The organism is Motilimonas cestriensis, assembly GCF_021295315.1.
GTDB classification, from domain to species: Bacteria; Pseudomonadota; Gammaproteobacteria; order Enterobacterales; family CBDFNC01; genus Motilimonas; species Motilimonas cestriensis.
Window position 1 is genome coordinate 44,501 of record NZ_JAIMJA010000018.1, and the last position, 14,238, is coordinate 58,738.

Below are 14,238 nucleotides of genomic sequence, written 5' to 3' on the forward strand. Positions count from 1 at the left end.
GATATGGTTTGTTGATGGCGTATGGATGGCTGTACAGCAAGCATTTATTTGACAGCACATGGCAAGTTGAAGATGATGCCAGTATGCCGCATGGTACTACTACCACTATCGCCATCGGCAATTGGTCGCGTTAGAACGCAGAAGCCTTTATTAGATGGATTAAAAATATGCACCCTATCCTTGTTGATTTAAATAAGCGTTATACTTCAAAACGCTATGATCCCACTAAACGCATCCCACCAAGTGATCTTGAGGTCATCTATGAAGCCATGCGCTTGTCGTCGTCTTCGATTAACTCACAACCTTGGAAGTTTATCGTCATTGAAAGTGATGCCGCTAAACAGCGCTTGCACGACACATTTGCCAATAAGTTTCAATTTAATCAACCCCATATCATGGCTGCATCGCACATTGTATTGTTTGCTCATAATCCTAAATACAACCGTGACGATTACGCCAAAGTGGTAGATCAGGGCATCAAAGATGGCCGAACCAAACCCGAAGACAGAGAAAAAGCCTTTGGCAGTTTTGCCTTTGCCACCTTAAATACCGATGAAAATGGCAACACGGCGCCTTGGACCAAGGCACAAGTTTACTTGGCCCTAGGAAATACATTGCACACCCTCGCACGCTTAGGCATTGACTCTACCTGTATGGAAGGTGTTGATAGCGAATTAATTGGCGAAATATTTAAAGACGAGTTAGCCGGTTATGTTTGTGATGTCGCGTTAGCCATGGGTTACCACCACCCAGAGGAAGACTACAACGCGAAGCTGCCAAAATCTCGTTTAGCCGCCAAAGACGTGATAAAAATCATTTAAGCTGGGGGATATGATCAACGCGATTTGATGGTCCACCTTAAGCCTGCTCTAGCAGGCTTAGGGCAAAGAAGGGAGGCATCACCTCTTTGCTCTATTAACCCGGACCCATCCCTTGCTTCACAAGTTACGCGTTCTAGTTTTCAATCAGAGCATACTCAATTTTATACCTTGGCCTAAAACGATCTAAAGATAATAGAATTACACCAAAATAGATCATTGATAGCACAATTTCATAAACTGTCGGAAAAAGCTCAACCAACAATCCCCTTGCAAAAGGATATGAAACACTAGATAAAAAAATTGCCAAGCACCAGATAATAAACGACTTCTTATTCAACAAAATTCTTTTGTGTATATCAATACACATGATACAAGACTCAGCACCCCTCAAAAAGCAAAATTGGGCAAGTCTAAAATACCCACTTCAGTTTCGTGGCACACCATTACATCAAATAAATATAATGACAAACCGCACAGAGGTGCCATTTCTCTCTATGACAAAAAGATTAAATGTCTATAGTTCTAGATCACTCTTTATTGCATATATAGCAACATAAGCAGTCAGCTTTTTAAAAAAGGTTATTTAATGTCACCATCTGAACTAGTTACCTTCCTTGAATCCATTGTTGAAAATGACGTAAAACATGCCGTGATGATTTGGGGCCCACCGGGCGTAGGCAAATCGTCTATCGTTTCTCAACTTTGCAAAACGAACCAAATAGGCTTTGTTGATGTGCGCTTGAGTCAGCTGATGCCCAGTGACCTGCGAGGTTTACCCTCACCCGTAAATGGGGTGACTCATTGGAACCCTCCGGCATTTCTACCGACAGAGGGACGCGGTGTATTGTTTATGGACGAGCTCAATATGGCTCCGCCTGCACTGCAAGGCGTGGCACAACAGCTTATCCTAGATAGAAAAGTAGGCGATTATGTCTTACCTGAAGGCTGGCTGGTTTGGGCAGCAGGTAACCGAAACACCGATCGCGCCGCGGTATATGAGATGCCCGGGCCATTGGCAAACCGCTTTTTACATTTAGAAGTGGCCCCCTCACTTGCCGATTTTAAACAATTTGCTTTTGCTAATAATGTTTGCGAAACCATCATAGGTTTTCTGACATACCGTCCTGATCTGCTACACAAAATGCACCCATCAGACCCAGCTTGGCCTTCTCCTCGCACCTGGGAAATGGCATCCAATCTGGTTCGCGCTGGGCTATCTATTGAATCAGCTGTGGGTCTAGGCCCTGCTGAAGAATACCGTGCCTTTGTACAACTTCGTGACCATCTACCAAATATTGACGCTATTCTTGAGGGTAAAACATCCGAGGCCTTCCCTCCCGACCCGTCCATAAGATATGCCACCATTGCCGCATTGGTATCACGGTTCCAAAATACTGAACAGGCCGTAGCCGCATTTCAATGGTTAATTACTAACGCCAATGAAGAATGGGTTCATCTTTTCGCTAGTGACCTTTTCCCGCGCCTTCGAGCATTGCAACAGTATCAAGGGTTTGCCAGCAAAATAGTGGCGGACAACTCAGCCAAACGCTTCCTTGCTGACTTTGTCTCACTGGTGTCCTAGCAAATGAATGCAACAAATGACTCTGCGAAGCTATGGAGTAAGTTTTTGCTCAAGCTCAAAATGCAGAACCCTTTTTTTTCAACGTTAGCGATGTTCGCAACCTTTGAGCTCAATGACAACATTACTCACGCTCAAACACAGCATAAAAAGCTGGTCATATCGCCGGCATTTCTACAACAGTTTAGCGAGCAACAACAGTTTAGTTACATGCTACATCAGGTGTTACATCTTGCCTTGCAGCACATTAAACGAGGTGAAGGACGCAACCAACCACTGTGGAATATCGCTGCCGATATATCAGTGAATCAAATTATCAGCGATACCACAGACTGGCCTATAGCCCCGATGACAGCCTGGGACCACCGCTTTAAAGGACACTCTGTTGAGCGAATATATGCTTCACTGCAAAAAGAAGTAGTCAAAACAGCTGCTCACTTAAATGCCTTGGCAGTCCAGTCGAGTTTTCATGCACAAAACAGTAGCTCAGATGGAAAGCCTAAAGACGACATCTCGACTGAACAGATCAACGCACCTGAACACCTTCAAGGTATAGGCGAAACGCAAGCAATTGAACAGCTTATAAAGCTATATGAAATCCATGCTGATTTCAGCACTCTTCCTAGTGAAGAGACCGAATTGGCGAATACCTATTGGCGCAGCGCGGCGACTAAAGCCACTCAACTGCATCCCGATCCTCACTACGGCAATCATTCCGATAGCTTGGCTCGAGAAGTTGAGCTCAGTTGCAAAACACAGCTCGACTGGCGGCAAATGCTTTGGAAATATGCAACCCCCACTCTGTCTGACTATACCGAGTTTGATAACCGCTTTATCTATTGTGGGTATTACACAGAAACATTACAGGCTGAATCTCTTAGTATTGATGTGATCATTGATACCAGTGGTTCAATCTCAAAACGTGAGCTATCAAGTTTTGTCAGCGAAATGATTGCTATAAAACGCTGCCACCCGCTGGTAAATATTAAGGTGTATTACGCAGACGATGAATTATATGGCCCCTTCGAGATGCCTGAGAAGGTGTCTGAATTGCAGATGCCTATTGGCTGGGGGGGAACAAGCTTTGCACCTTACTTCAATGCGTTAAAGCAGAAGAATCGATTTACTGATGCACCTCAAGCCGTAATTTATTTCACTGACGGCTTTGGGGATTACCCGGCTCAAGCCCCCTCAATCCCGGTCCTCTGGCTAATTACCGAAGATGGTTGTGATGATAGCAATGTGCCATTTGGCATCATCGTAAGACTTAAGGAGACATCTGTATGACACTAAATGAGATATACCAGGCTGAAACATGCCCACCTAAAACCCAGTGGCTCCCTGAGTTAATCGCTGCCAGCCGTGAGGAAATAGATAACTTTGTTGCGTCAGAAAATACCCAAGCCTGGTTCTTAAATGGGGTATTCCATCACCGGTTGGATAATGATGATAAGGTATGTCAGTCTATTTTTCAGCACCCTAATTGCCCACCAAGATTGATCGCCATAGCGCAACGGTTTAAACCTGAGTGGATAGTCGACTCCCCTGCACTGGCGCTGATCCAGCTTGGCATGTTAGATCCAGATGGTAAAAAAGAATGGGAAGCGACTAAAAGTTCGCTCGCCCATAAAGAGCTAGCGATGTTTATCTATTCTGGTTTGTTTCAACAAGAAAGACGCTATATTCTGAACCACTACACTTACGACAAAGACCACTTTGATGAAATCCTAGTGCTTTGCGCTAACCGTAATCGATATCAAGAATACCGACAGGGCCTGATGCGTAATTTGTTTGCATTAACTCCTCAATTCATTTTCGACGCCTTTGCCGATGAGGCTAAAACCCCCATCACCCTTGCCGCTTTTCAACCTATCCAAGCTCTCGCTAATAGATTAGCGGCAATGAAGGTCACCGAACTTGAGTTTGTTGCACAAAGAGATGACCTGACCCTTGAAATCCAACACTTTCTAGCATCTCATCACTCTGTAAAAGTTAAAAAGCGATTGTTAGAAAACAAATGGGCTGACGAAACGGTGTTGCTTCAACTGGCACAAGATTTAAACGCCAAAATAGCTGAGATGGCTAAAAAAAAGCTTTCTAAGGAACGCCTGAGTGAGCTGAATCAGGCTCTAACCACTACAGCTCTTAATAACAAGCTGGATGACAAAGCACTGCTTGATTTACTGCGAATTGAAGCAGTATCCACGCAAGCATTATTAGAAATAGCCACAACCGCTAAGCCGCTCTGGTGCTGTGCAGCCACTCTACACAAGTCTGCAACACAAGAGGTGTTTAACGCTGCTGGGCAACGAGAGGATTTGCCTAACTGGGCCAAAATAGGTATTGCACTGCATACGCAAGATGCTGCACAAATCGATGCATTGATAGCAACGGACAACAAAGATCTCTGGTTTGCGTTAAGTGATAACCCAAACCTTAGCGCAGCTCAGGCAGAAACGCTGATCGTTAAAAGTAAGGATGAAGTTATTTGGTGTGGAATTGCCAACACCTTTATTGATAACCATGAAGTCCTTGACATTATCCTCAACCAGCGTGGCAAAAAAGTACTTTGGCAAAAACATCTAAAAATGTTGCTCGACCCTGACACCTCAAGTAAGGATGTGGTTAAAATCCAAGGCAAAACAAACCCGCATGGCATTGTGTTTTCTCGATTGATGGCCCGCCACGCTCGCTGTCCAATCAACTTCATTATTCGACTCGCAGCGTATTTTCCGCAAGACACTAAGCTCAATACAAAATATGTGCTTAAGCTACAAGAAGATCCTGAAAGTGCGCAAGCCGAACAATACAGCACTGGAAAAATTGAAAACTTACTGATGACAGGTGAAGGCTACAGTTTTGTATACGAATGGGTACTTGAGAACTTAACCGATGAACGTGATATTCGCAGGTGTATATCAGTACCAAGGTTAAACCCAAATAAAGTGCGCCACTTGGCTATCTCAGCGGATGATGAAACGCTACGACGTTTTGTTGCCACGTCAGCTAGGAAGTATTCATTCTATGAGTATCGGATGTTAGCAACCATAGGCAATGCAACAACCCTTAAGAGTCTGATCAAATCGGAATATATTGATAATGATTCGTTGAAAGAATTGCTTGAACACAATGATAGTTCAGTGAAAACTCACGCATTAAAACTTGCGAAAAAGCGCAAGCTTAATGTGAACATTTCAACTCCAATAAAGAAAAAACCACGCCAGAACAGCCTAGGTAACAAACCAGAACGGGTAGAGCTTGCAAAGGAAACGTCAGATTTGGCACTACTGACTATTCTTGCATCCGATAAAACCCGAGATGTTCGAGAACAAGTCACCAACAACAAGCATGTTTCACCCGAGCTACTCCTATTGCTCGTAGCCGATAAAGATGATTTGGTCACGCTATATGCCCTTAGACAGTTGAAAGAATTTACGCTGTCTAAGTCTGAAAGTGAACGCTTGCAACGGGTACTCAAGGACATATTCGTTGATGATAACCGCGCTGAACGCCTACGCGTCGAGGCTGCTAAAGTCATCGATGATGGTGTTCTGTTAGCCTCTCAGTTCATCAATGGTGCCAGTGATTTGGACAAGGTTATCTTGGCAAAATCAAACTGCAGCGAGTTTCTTGATAGAGCCTTCTTTGCCGCTCAGCGCGGGGATATCAATATACACTATCCAAGTTTGGCTAGTAATAAGCACCTGAATCCCCTTCACGTGAATCAGTTAATCAACAGTAAGGATAAACAAGTACGAAAAAACATCGCGTGTTATCAAAGGTTAGATGATGATCAGATTTTGCGTCTTTGCCATGATAATGAACTTATCGTTTATCACTTGGCAAGTTCTGAGCATCTTGATCTAAATTGCCTACCTACCTGGGCTTTATGCAAAGCTTATCACTACACTAGCAGGGGGACTGTTCGTGAGCGTGTCGCCCAAGCCCTCGAATTAAGAGGAATTAAAAGTCACAAGATCATAATGACTCTACCGAACTTACTAAAGCTGTTTGGCTTAAAGATGTCTGTTAAGAATTTCAATAAAAAACTACTGGAAAAGGGGCTGGTTGAAATAACAAATACGGCTCATCATTCCGTTAAGCCCATTAACAGAGAGCGATTTTCCGATAAAGCTTATTTATATGGACATGATACAGACTTTCCAGGGAATATGTTCACTCCTTTATACTACCCACACAGCTTCGCTGAGCTACTTGCGTTACTTGAAATAGAAGTTAAAGAGCCCGTGTCTTAACTTAACGCAAAGAGGCCAGCATGTGCTGGCCTGTTCTGCGCTGCATTGTATCTAACTCAACTATCGCAACCCCTGATTGTGAAAAGCATTACTGTGCCCCCATAAGCAACGACAGAGGTCCTTTATCTAACGCCTATTATTTTGCTCTTTCAGTATAATTGCAACCAAACGACGCACTGGCATTAACTTTATGCTACATAAGCCAAAGGAGCAGTATAATTAACTAATCAGTAAGAGTTTACGTAAAGCTCGCTCTTGTCTCATCATGTACAAAATATAAGTTTTATTCGCTTCTATTTTGTAAAAAATACGGCAAGGTTTAACCAATATTTCACGATAACTAAGATTGCTTAGCTCTATTGGCGTCTTGCCTGACCCAGGAAATGTTTCAAGTCGGTCGACTTTATCAAATATGTTTTTAACCAAACTCTTAGCAGCGAGTTGATTACTTATTGAAATATATTCAGCTAAATCATTCAAATCTTCTAATGCTGGGGTTGTCCATGTTCGGTGATCAACACTGCTCTTTAGAAGCGTCTAGCTCTGATAAGATCTTGGTGGCTTGTCGTTTGAGTGTTGTTACTAATTCTACTTTCCTGATTGTTTCCAGCGCAAAATGTATCACTATAGTTGCACTGTCGTCGCTGTTAGGAAATGCAGCTCATTGGCACTGACACAAACCTACGCTTAATTGCTATTCGATTTGCAGCTAACATTTGCTTGGTATAGAGTAGTACAATATTTTTGTACTTTTTAATACTGGAATGGGGATGAGACAAGTTGATTGGCATTATAAGCGACCTGAGCTTGCCACTCGGTATCTAAAATCTGTTGGCTTAAGTCCTATCTCGCGGATTGCGCTGTTAGGGGTGCGGCGCATCGGTAAGACCGCATTTTTGCTTAAAGATCTTGCGCCAAAAGCCTCTGAGCTTGGCTTTGTGCCAATTTATCTCAATATTTGGGAGAATGAAGAAAGCCCGCAAGAGCATATCATTATGACCCTTGATCGCTTTATCAGTTCAATGAAATCGAGCGCGAAGCAATCGATAAAGGACTTACTTGCGTCAGAGGTAAAAAAACTGGATATCAACCTAGGCCTGATCAAAGCAACCGTTGATACTTCGGCATCACACACCGCGGTGACACCTTCTGAAATATCGCAAATAAGCGAGCAGATCAAGGAAGTAATCAGGTTAGCCAGTGAGATGGACAAACGCCCTTTGTTTATCATTGACGAAGTGCAGATCTTAAATTCATCCGAGAAATTCTTACCCCTGCAAGCCTGTTTACGAACCAATTTTGATACCTTTGATGAAATATGCGCTATTTACGCGGGCTCTTCACGCGGTGGTGTTGCGGCTATGTTCAATCAAAAGGAAGCCGAAGTATTAACTGGTGAGAAGTTCGCAAAGCGTGAAATGCCCTTTTATAACAGCGCATCTCTTGTTGAGTTCCCTCACCTTGAGCCTGAGTGTATTGATTTTTTCCTTGGTGTTTTAGCCGATCGTTTTAGTATTAATTGTCCTAAGCGCGAGCTGTCTGATGCCTTCAAAGCGCTTGACTATTCCCCTTTTTGGCTGCGCATGTTGCTCACCGAAATGACCGCCAACATGCAAGATGTGACCTCGGCAATGAAGATCATTAAGGGGAAAATTGAGGTGGATGGCGCGCTGGATTACATTACCGCCGGCCTGAGTAAAATTGATAAGCTGGTTTATCTTCGTCTTCACGGCACCCGTAGCAAATACTCGCAACAAGACATGCAGTTTTACTCTGAGCACATGGGTAAAGCCGTTAAGAAAAGCTCAGTGCAAAATGCCATTAGCAAACTGAAACGACTGAAACTGGTCACCGAATATGATGCTGGTATGTTTTTTGAGAAAGCCGGCCTAAAAACCTATATCGAGAAAGACTTAAACCTTTAAGCGGTTTAATCTGTACTCGCAAAATCACACCTTGTAATTGAGTCTAATATGACAGAAAAAGAGAAAATGCTTGCTGGTGAATATTATGATCCCAGTGATGCTGAACTTGTTGATTTACGCCTTCACGCTCGCTTGCTTACCGAAAAGCTAAATCAAACCAGTGTGAATGAGCCAGACAAGCGCGTTGAAATAATTAAATCATTATTTGGCGCTACAGGTATGAACATTCATATTGAATCGTCATTCAACTGTGATTACGGGGGTGAATATAAGGGTTGGTGAAAACTTTTATGCCAATTTTGGCTGCGTCATTTTAGATGTTGCAGACGTTACAATTGGCGATAACTGTTTTATCGCGCCTCAAGTGGGCATTTATACCGCCACACATCCCATTGACCCAATAGCAAGAAACGCCGGTTTAGAATACGCCAAGCCTATCGCTATCGGTGATAACTGCTGGATTGGTGGCCATGCTACGATAAATCCCGGGATCACATTAGGTAATAATGTGGTTGTAGCATCAGGCGCGGTTGTCACTAAAAGCTTTGGCGACAATGTTGTTATCGGTGGGAACCCAGCAAGCGTACTTAAAAGAATTGAGTGCTCATAAATAATTTAATAGAAGAAAAATGTGTGTGATCTTTGGTAGTCATGTAATGTAATAAACCTGATTTGACTCAGGTTTATTACATCAGGTTATTCCCGCATGGGGTGATTAGGCTGCGCTTAACACAAATGTGCGGTAATCTTCGCGGACCAAATCTTGATCCAGTTCGAGGGATAGCTTCGAAGCTATTTGCTCAAGAGCGGCAAACTTCCAAGTTAAACCACTGGCTTTACTTTTTGATAGAAAGGCTTCGCCCGCTGTGGTGGCTTGGCGCGCTTTACCGGTTTCTTTGGCCTCTTGAAACGCGATATCTTCAAGTAGTTTATTCACTTTTGCCGCGCCCACATTGAGCAGCTTGCCCATGATAGTTGGCGTTAAATCATCAGCTTTAATCGCTGTGTCAACGGCCTTCACTACATCTGCTGGGTGGTTCACTGCAAATGCAGTGGTAGGCTCGGCGCTTACCTGAGGTTGCGGCGTTGGCTCGGCAGGCTTAGCTATTTCGGGTTTAGCTACTGCAGGCTTAGCAACTGCGGGTTTAGTTGTTTTAGCCACTGGTTGGCTGTTTGGTACCGCAGGTTTGTGCCCTACTTTATTGGCAGATTGCGCTTTATGTGCTTTTTGTTGGTTAAATTTTTGTTTTTTACTTTTCGCTCTTGCTTGGCGTTTTGCTAACTTCATTACGGCTTATTTTCCATTATCTATTGCATTTGCATACTTCGCCGAGTCATCCATCTCGGCCACTTCATGCCCTTATTTTTCGCGGCTATTATAAAGCAACTGAGCAAAGCTTCAAATTGAGCCAACGCAAGGACATTGTAGATGCCAGCTATTTATCTTTAACACACTGAATTGCAAATATAAATAACCCAACCGCCATTGCGACTAACAGCACAGCCCACACCATGTTTAAACCTAATTGTAATGAATGCAGCAAGCTGGTCACCAGCAATAACACAACGCTTAGCCCCATTAACTGTTTAAATTTTCGCCTTAATGATGCTGGCGTATCTTGATCTAGTTGCTGCTGGCGCAATTGCCAACCCGCTAGCGCAGCGGAAAAGGCTGTCACAATAAAGTAAAAGTCAGCTTGCCCCCCCGCATTATTTATTGCGATTAAACACAGCGCCACACTGGTGAGGTAAAAAATGGTCGCCGAAATATTTTTATGGAGCCGATAAAAAGGAAACAAGCACAAAATAATCAACACCATGGTTCCCGTTGGATAATACATAGCGCCGATACCAAGCACGGGGAAAAGTTGTAATACTAAGGCATAGATCATTTCATTTTCCTCTGTAGTCGCAATGCAGGCAGTAGCTCTTGATGGTAAAACGCGTTAAACGATTGCTCCATCTGCCAGTTAATTAAGTAAAAGCCTTGTTGCCTAAATGGATCCAGCACGCTTTGACGCTCTAAGTGATATAACGCCTTGATATGCTCGTGATGCTCGCCACTGACTAGACCAGACGGATCTGGCACGATCACGGTTAAACAATACCCCGCGCGTTTTAGGCCTTTTAGTAACGGCAAATCACTGGCTTGTAATTGACTAATAAAGACAATGTTCGCCTTGTTAGGAAAATACATCGCCGGTTTGTGCTCAAGGGCCCATAAGTTAATTTTACTGCCAGTTGATGGCTCTACCTTGGTTAATGTTTGTTCAATTTTGCGCAGTTGCCTGCGACCAAAGTTTGGATAAACATAATCCATTTGCTGGCCTAAGGTGAGTAAACCAAGGCGGTGGCCACTGTTGAGTAAACTTTTTGCCATGGTTAAACCCAGCGTTAAGGTTAGGTCTAAACTGGTTGCCAGCGCATTAGCTAACTCACTGCTGCCATGTAAATGGCCATGCTGGCGTGCATCAACAATCAAGCCCACATTCATATTACTGTCTTGTTCATATTCGTTGGCTAGCAACAATTCTTCATGTTTCGCACTGGCGCGCCAATTAATGGCTCTGCTTGGCATGTGGTCTTGGTATTGGGTTAAGCCAAAGAAAGCTTCACCCGTGCCCGCTTTACCCGCTGCCACGACACCGTTAAAGCCAAAGGTTTTATTCGATTTAAGAGGAATGTTCCCCATGTACTGTGCCACGGGGGCTTTGCTCGCCGTTTGCGCATCCTGTACATTTTCACGGTGATAAACTTGGCCAATATAATCTGCGACGGATATTTCTATGTCACTAAATTCAAAATGCCCTCTTTTTGCCGCTAATTCATGTTGATGATTAAACACCCCCTTTTGTTTTAACGTCGCTGTCATGGTTACGCTGGCCCAGTTAGGTTGATTCAGTGCCTGTTCATTCTGTACCTGTTGACTGAGCGCTAAGGCCTGAGGTATCACCTCTTTGAGGTATATATGCTGTAAACCGCTAGCCAAATTTTCAATTTGATAAGAAAGGGTAAAATGGCTGTCGCTTGTCGCTATATCACGCCTCACGTTTAACTTAGCCGGGCGCTGTGTTGCCGCTGCCGCTAACAAGTAAGCCAAAGGGAATAGGCTCATTGCTACTAAGGTGACATTGGTGGTAATCAAGCCCATGACAAAAAAGATAACAAATAATAGCTGTAAGGATTTAGTTTGCTCCATGGCCTGGCTCCATTGGCACAGCAAGTTTATTTATAATGCCTTGAATGATTTTTTCAGCGGCTTGATCTTGTCCCCATAACTCTGGGGATAAACTTAATCGATGGGCTAAGCATGGTACGGCAATGGCTTTAATGTCGTCCGGTAATACATAATCACGCCCCCGCATGGCAGCCCATGCTCGGCTAATACTGAGCAACGCGAGACTGGCTCGGGGACTAGCGCCAACCACCACATTGGCCAAGTTGCGGGTTGCCCTAACAATTTGCACTATGTAGCTTTGCAGTACATCACTTACAGTCACTTGTTCGATGGCATTTTGCATCGCAACTAACTCACTGCGCTCAGTGATCACATCTAAGTTTGCTTGCGCTGTATGGCGGTGTTGTCTGGCTGCTAAGATGGCTATTTCTTGCTCTTGCGACGGGTAACCGACAGAAAGCTTGAGCAAAAACCGGTCTAACTGCGCCTCTGGTAACGGAAAGGTAGACTCATACTCAATCGGATTTTGTGTCGCCATGACAAAAAAGGGCTGTGGCAGCATCAAGGTTTCACCGTCTAAGGTCACTTGCTTTTCTTCCATCGCTTCTAACAAGGCTGATTGCGCCTTAGGTGATGCGCGGTTAATTTCATCGGCTAACAGCAATGAGGTAAAAATAGGGCCTTTTTTCAACTGAAACTGATTGGTTTGGCGATCAAATATAAAGCCACCTAAAATATCTCCGGGGAGTAAATCAGGGGTAAATTGAATACGTTTAAAATCTAACCCCAACACCCTAGAAAAGCTCTTCGCTATTTGGGTTTTTGCCACCCCCGGGTTATCTTCAAGTAACACATGTCCCTGCGCCAATAACGCCGCAAGCACTTGTTCTAAAATATGTCTTTTACCGATAATTGCTTTTTCAACCTCTGCCAATACCGCCTGACAGATCTCGGGAATTTGTTGTAAGCCAATATTATTTTCGTTCATCGCTGCTTCCTTAAGATTGATTTGATTGATGGCGACACAAAGCCGTTAAAATGATCTGAGCATGGCGCAAGTAAGGCTGCGTATTGATAGGCCAATGGCCAAAGCTCAGTGTTTGCTGCCAGTTTGGTTTTACCGCAAACGCCAATGCCTGCTTTAAATCTTTGGCGATGGCTTGGTCTTGTAGTAACTGTTTCAAGCCGTCTCTGCTGCTGATTTGATGTTGATTACAATACCTTTTCAAATACAGGGCCTTTAAATAGCCGTGTAATTTCGACTCGTTACCGGCTTCAAAGTAGTAACTTAATTTTTGTAATAAGTGAATATCGGCTACTGGCGCGGCTTGGTAGTTGATGATCAACACTTCTGCTGCCAAGTCGGCTTTTTTGATCCGTTGTAAGCTGATAAAAAACAGCATTAACAGCAAGGCTATCCAAACAAACACCGCTGGCAGCGCCAATGCCCAAGTTAACAATGACAAAAGCCATAGCGGCGGGTAACAAGCAAGTGTGAGTAGACCTATCAGCATGATCAAAGTAATGATCAATACTTTGCGAATTTTATAACCGTTGCAGTTGTTCATGCCTTAGCCTCCGCAATTTGGTTTAAATAACCAATGGCCAGTGACAAATCTTGTTGCTCGAAAGGCGCTTGGCTGTAACATGCTTTTTCAAATAGCAAAGTGATTTGATAAAGGGGCTGCGCTGGCAAGTTTCCTTGACACAAAAGCAGGTAAAACTCATGCGCTGTTTGCGCAGGTTGCCGCACTAGCTGATATTGCTCTGCAAGTAGTTGCAATAATTGTTGATAGCATTCAATGATCTGTTGTTTACCCGCAGCTTGGCTAGTTTGCATGATTTGTGCTTGGTTTTTGGCTAACGTAGCCAGTGGTGGCTCGGTATCGACATCTTCACTTGGTTGTTTGGGCTTTTGCCCTTTTCGCAACATGGGCGCGGCAATTAACCCTAACAACGCTGCTAAAATAGCCGCAATAATCCAAGGGTTTATTTGAATTAATTGGCGTATCTGCTGCTGCAGTTGTTCTGGATCTGTCTTTGTCCAAAGGGGTAATGGTTGTTCATTCACATCGGAGACTGGCCTTTCTTGCTCAGTCACAACAGCAGGTAAGTATTCAGTTTGCTCTGTTTCCACCGCATTCATAAACAAGGTAAATAAACCAAAGAAAAGTACCATGCCGATGGCGTAAGCAATCACAATTTGTCGAATATGCGCTGCATTAAACAGGATAAAAAAGCATCCGCCGGCAATCACAATCATAAAGCCGATGAGAGGGATCCCCATTGGGCTGCCAAGCATAATATTTAAGGCATCTTTATAATACTCTGGCACCTGGGTTTGCAATGCGATGCTGTCGATGCAGGAAAGCAACAAAGCCGCCAGTATAAAAGCCGCCAGGTAGAAACGAGTGGCGCGATTTAGCATTGAATAGTCCTTTTATTACACCCGCAAGAGCGATATATAGCACTTTAAAAT

Annotated in this window: 12 protein-coding genes and 2 pseudogenes; 6 read left to right on the forward strand and 8 right to left on the reverse strand. The window is 43.8% G+C overall.

Annotated features, from left to right (window positions below; translation table 11 throughout):
• Window positions 1-167: 167 nt before the first annotated feature.
• The 4 genes from K6Y31_RS16255 (at window position 168) to K6Y31_RS16270 (ending at window position 6,656) form a co-directional block, all read left to right on the forward strand.
• Window positions 168-821, forward strand: coding sequence for a nitroreductase family protein (locus tag K6Y31_RS16255; RefSeq protein WP_233053994.1), 654 nt, complete (start codon window positions 168-170; stop codon window positions 819-821).
• Between the two features lie 586 nt (window positions 822-1,407).
• Window positions 1,408-2,403 carry an AAA family ATPase gene (locus K6Y31_RS16260; RefSeq protein WP_233053995.1) on the forward strand — a complete coding sequence of 332 codons (996 nt, stop codon included), beginning with the start codon at window positions 1,408-1,410 and terminating at the stop codon, window positions 2,401-2,403.
• 3 nt (window positions 2,404-2,406) lie between these two features.
• Window positions 2,407-3,687: a vWA domain-containing protein gene (locus K6Y31_RS16265; protein WP_233053996.1), complete on the forward strand. Its 1,281-nt coding sequence runs from the start codon at window positions 2,407-2,409 to the stop codon at window positions 3,685-3,687.
• Window positions 3,684-6,656, forward strand: a complete 2,973-nt coding sequence (locus K6Y31_RS16270; RefSeq protein WP_233053997.1) for a hypothetical protein — start codon at window positions 3,684-3,686, stop codon at window positions 6,654-6,656. The genes K6Y31_RS16265 and K6Y31_RS16270 overlap by 4 nt, the downstream gene beginning before the upstream one ends.
• 219 nt (window positions 6,657-6,875) lie before the next feature.
• Here the strand turns inward: K6Y31_RS16270 and K6Y31_RS16275 are convergent, their stop codons facing one another.
• Window positions 6,876-7,136 carry a type II toxin-antitoxin system RelE/ParE family toxin gene (locus K6Y31_RS16275; protein ID WP_233053998.1) on the reverse strand — a complete coding sequence of 87 codons (261 nt, stop codon included), beginning with the start codon at window positions 7,134-7,136 and terminating at the stop codon, window positions 6,876-6,878.
• A gap of 14 nt (window positions 7,137-7,150) precedes the next feature.
• Window positions 7,151-7,257: pseudogene (locus tag K6Y31_RS22450) on the reverse strand (type II toxin-antitoxin system prevent-host-death family antitoxin); the annotation flags it as partial.
• A gap of 169 nt (window positions 7,258-7,426) precedes the next feature.
• Between K6Y31_RS22450 and K6Y31_RS16285 the strand changes: the two are divergent.
• The gene (locus K6Y31_RS16285) at window positions 7,427-8,581 is read left to right on the forward strand and encodes an ATP-binding protein (RefSeq protein WP_233053999.1); all 1,155 of its coding nucleotides are present in this window, start codon (window positions 7,427-7,429) and stop codon (window positions 8,579-8,581) included.
• Window positions 8,582-8,629: 48 nt separating this feature from the next.
• Window positions 8,630-9,191: pseudogene (locus tag K6Y31_RS16290) on the forward strand (sugar O-acetyltransferase).
• 105 nt (window positions 9,192-9,296) lie between these two features.
• Here K6Y31_RS16290 and K6Y31_RS16295 read toward each other — a convergent pair.
• The 6 genes from K6Y31_RS16295 to K6Y31_RS16320 all read right to left on the reverse strand — a co-directional run bounded on the left by K6Y31_RS16295 (window position 9,297) and on the right by K6Y31_RS16320 (window position 14,187).
• Window positions 9,297-9,869: a hypothetical protein gene (locus tag K6Y31_RS16295; protein ID WP_233054000.1), complete on the reverse strand. Its 573-nt coding sequence runs from the start codon at window positions 9,867-9,869 to the stop codon at window positions 9,297-9,299.
• 148 nt (window positions 9,870-10,017) lie between these two features.
• Entirely contained in the window at window positions 10,018-10,473 is a 456-nt protein-coding gene (locus K6Y31_RS16300; RefSeq protein WP_233054001.1) for a hypothetical protein, read from the reverse strand.
• On the reverse strand, window positions 10,470-11,780 hold the full coding sequence (locus K6Y31_RS16305) for a DUF58 domain-containing protein (protein ID WP_233054002.1): 1,311 nt from the start codon (window positions 11,778-11,780) through the stop codon (window positions 10,470-10,472). Before K6Y31_RS16305 ends, K6Y31_RS16300 begins: the two co-directional genes overlap by 4 nt.
• Complete coding sequence (locus K6Y31_RS16310) at window positions 11,767-12,747, reverse strand: AAA family ATPase (RefSeq protein ID WP_233054003.1); 981 nt, start codon at window positions 12,745-12,747, stop codon at window positions 11,767-11,769. Before K6Y31_RS16310 ends, K6Y31_RS16305 begins: the two co-directional genes overlap by 14 nt.
• 10 nt (window positions 12,748-12,757) lie before the next feature.
• Complete coding sequence (locus K6Y31_RS16315; protein WP_233054004.1) at window positions 12,758-13,327, reverse strand: hypothetical protein; 570 nt, start codon at window positions 13,325-13,327, stop codon at window positions 12,758-12,760.
• Window positions 13,324-14,187, reverse strand: a complete 864-nt coding sequence (locus K6Y31_RS16320; protein WP_233054005.1) for a DUF4129 domain-containing protein — start codon at window positions 14,185-14,187, stop codon at window positions 13,324-13,326. Before K6Y31_RS16320 ends, K6Y31_RS16315 begins: the two co-directional genes overlap by 4 nt.
• Between the last annotated feature and the right edge of the window lie 51 nt (window positions 14,188-14,238).

What these genes read in the sequence shown, in the direction of transcription:
- K6Y31_RS16255 (WP_233053994.1), top strand. Translation starts at nt 168, where the DNA reads ATGCACCCTATCCTTGTTGATTTAAATAAGCGTTATACTTCAAAACGC.
- K6Y31_RS16260 (WP_233053995.1), top strand. Translation starts at nt 1,408, where the DNA reads ATGTCACCATCTGAACTAGTTACCTTCCTTGAATCCATTGTTGAAAAT.
- K6Y31_RS16265 (WP_233053996.1), top strand. Translation starts at nt 2,407, where the DNA reads ATGAATGCAACAAATGACTCTGCGAAGCTATGGAGTAAGTTTTTGCTC.
- K6Y31_RS16270 (WP_233053997.1), top strand. Translation starts at nt 3,684, where the DNA reads ATGACACTAAATGAGATATACCAGGCTGAAACATGCCCACCTAAAACC.
- K6Y31_RS16285 (WP_233053999.1), top strand. Translation starts at nt 7,427, where the DNA reads ATGAGACAAGTTGATTGGCATTATAAGCGACCTGAGCTTGCCACTCGG.
- K6Y31_RS16295 (WP_233054000.1), bottom strand. Translation starts at nt 9,869, where the DNA reads ATGAAGTTAGCAAAACGCCAAGCAAGAGCGAAAAGTAAAAAACAAAAA.
- K6Y31_RS16300 (WP_233054001.1), bottom strand. Translation starts at nt 10,473, where the DNA reads ATGATCTATGCCTTAGTATTACAACTTTTCCCCGTGCTTGGTATCGGC.
- K6Y31_RS16305 (WP_233054002.1), bottom strand. Translation starts at nt 11,780, where the DNA reads ATGGAGCAAACTAAATCCTTACAGCTATTATTTGTTATCTTTTTTGTC.
- K6Y31_RS16310 (WP_233054003.1), bottom strand. Translation starts at nt 12,747, where the DNA reads ATGAACGAAAATAATATTGGCTTACAACAAATTCCCGAGATCTGTCAG.
- K6Y31_RS16315 (WP_233054004.1), bottom strand. Translation starts at nt 13,327, where the DNA reads ATGAACAACTGCAACGGTTATAAAATTCGCAAAGTATTGATCATTACT.
- K6Y31_RS16320 (WP_233054005.1), bottom strand. Translation starts at nt 14,187, where the DNA reads ATGCTAAATCGCGCCACTCGTTTCTACCTGGCGGCTTTTATACTGGCG.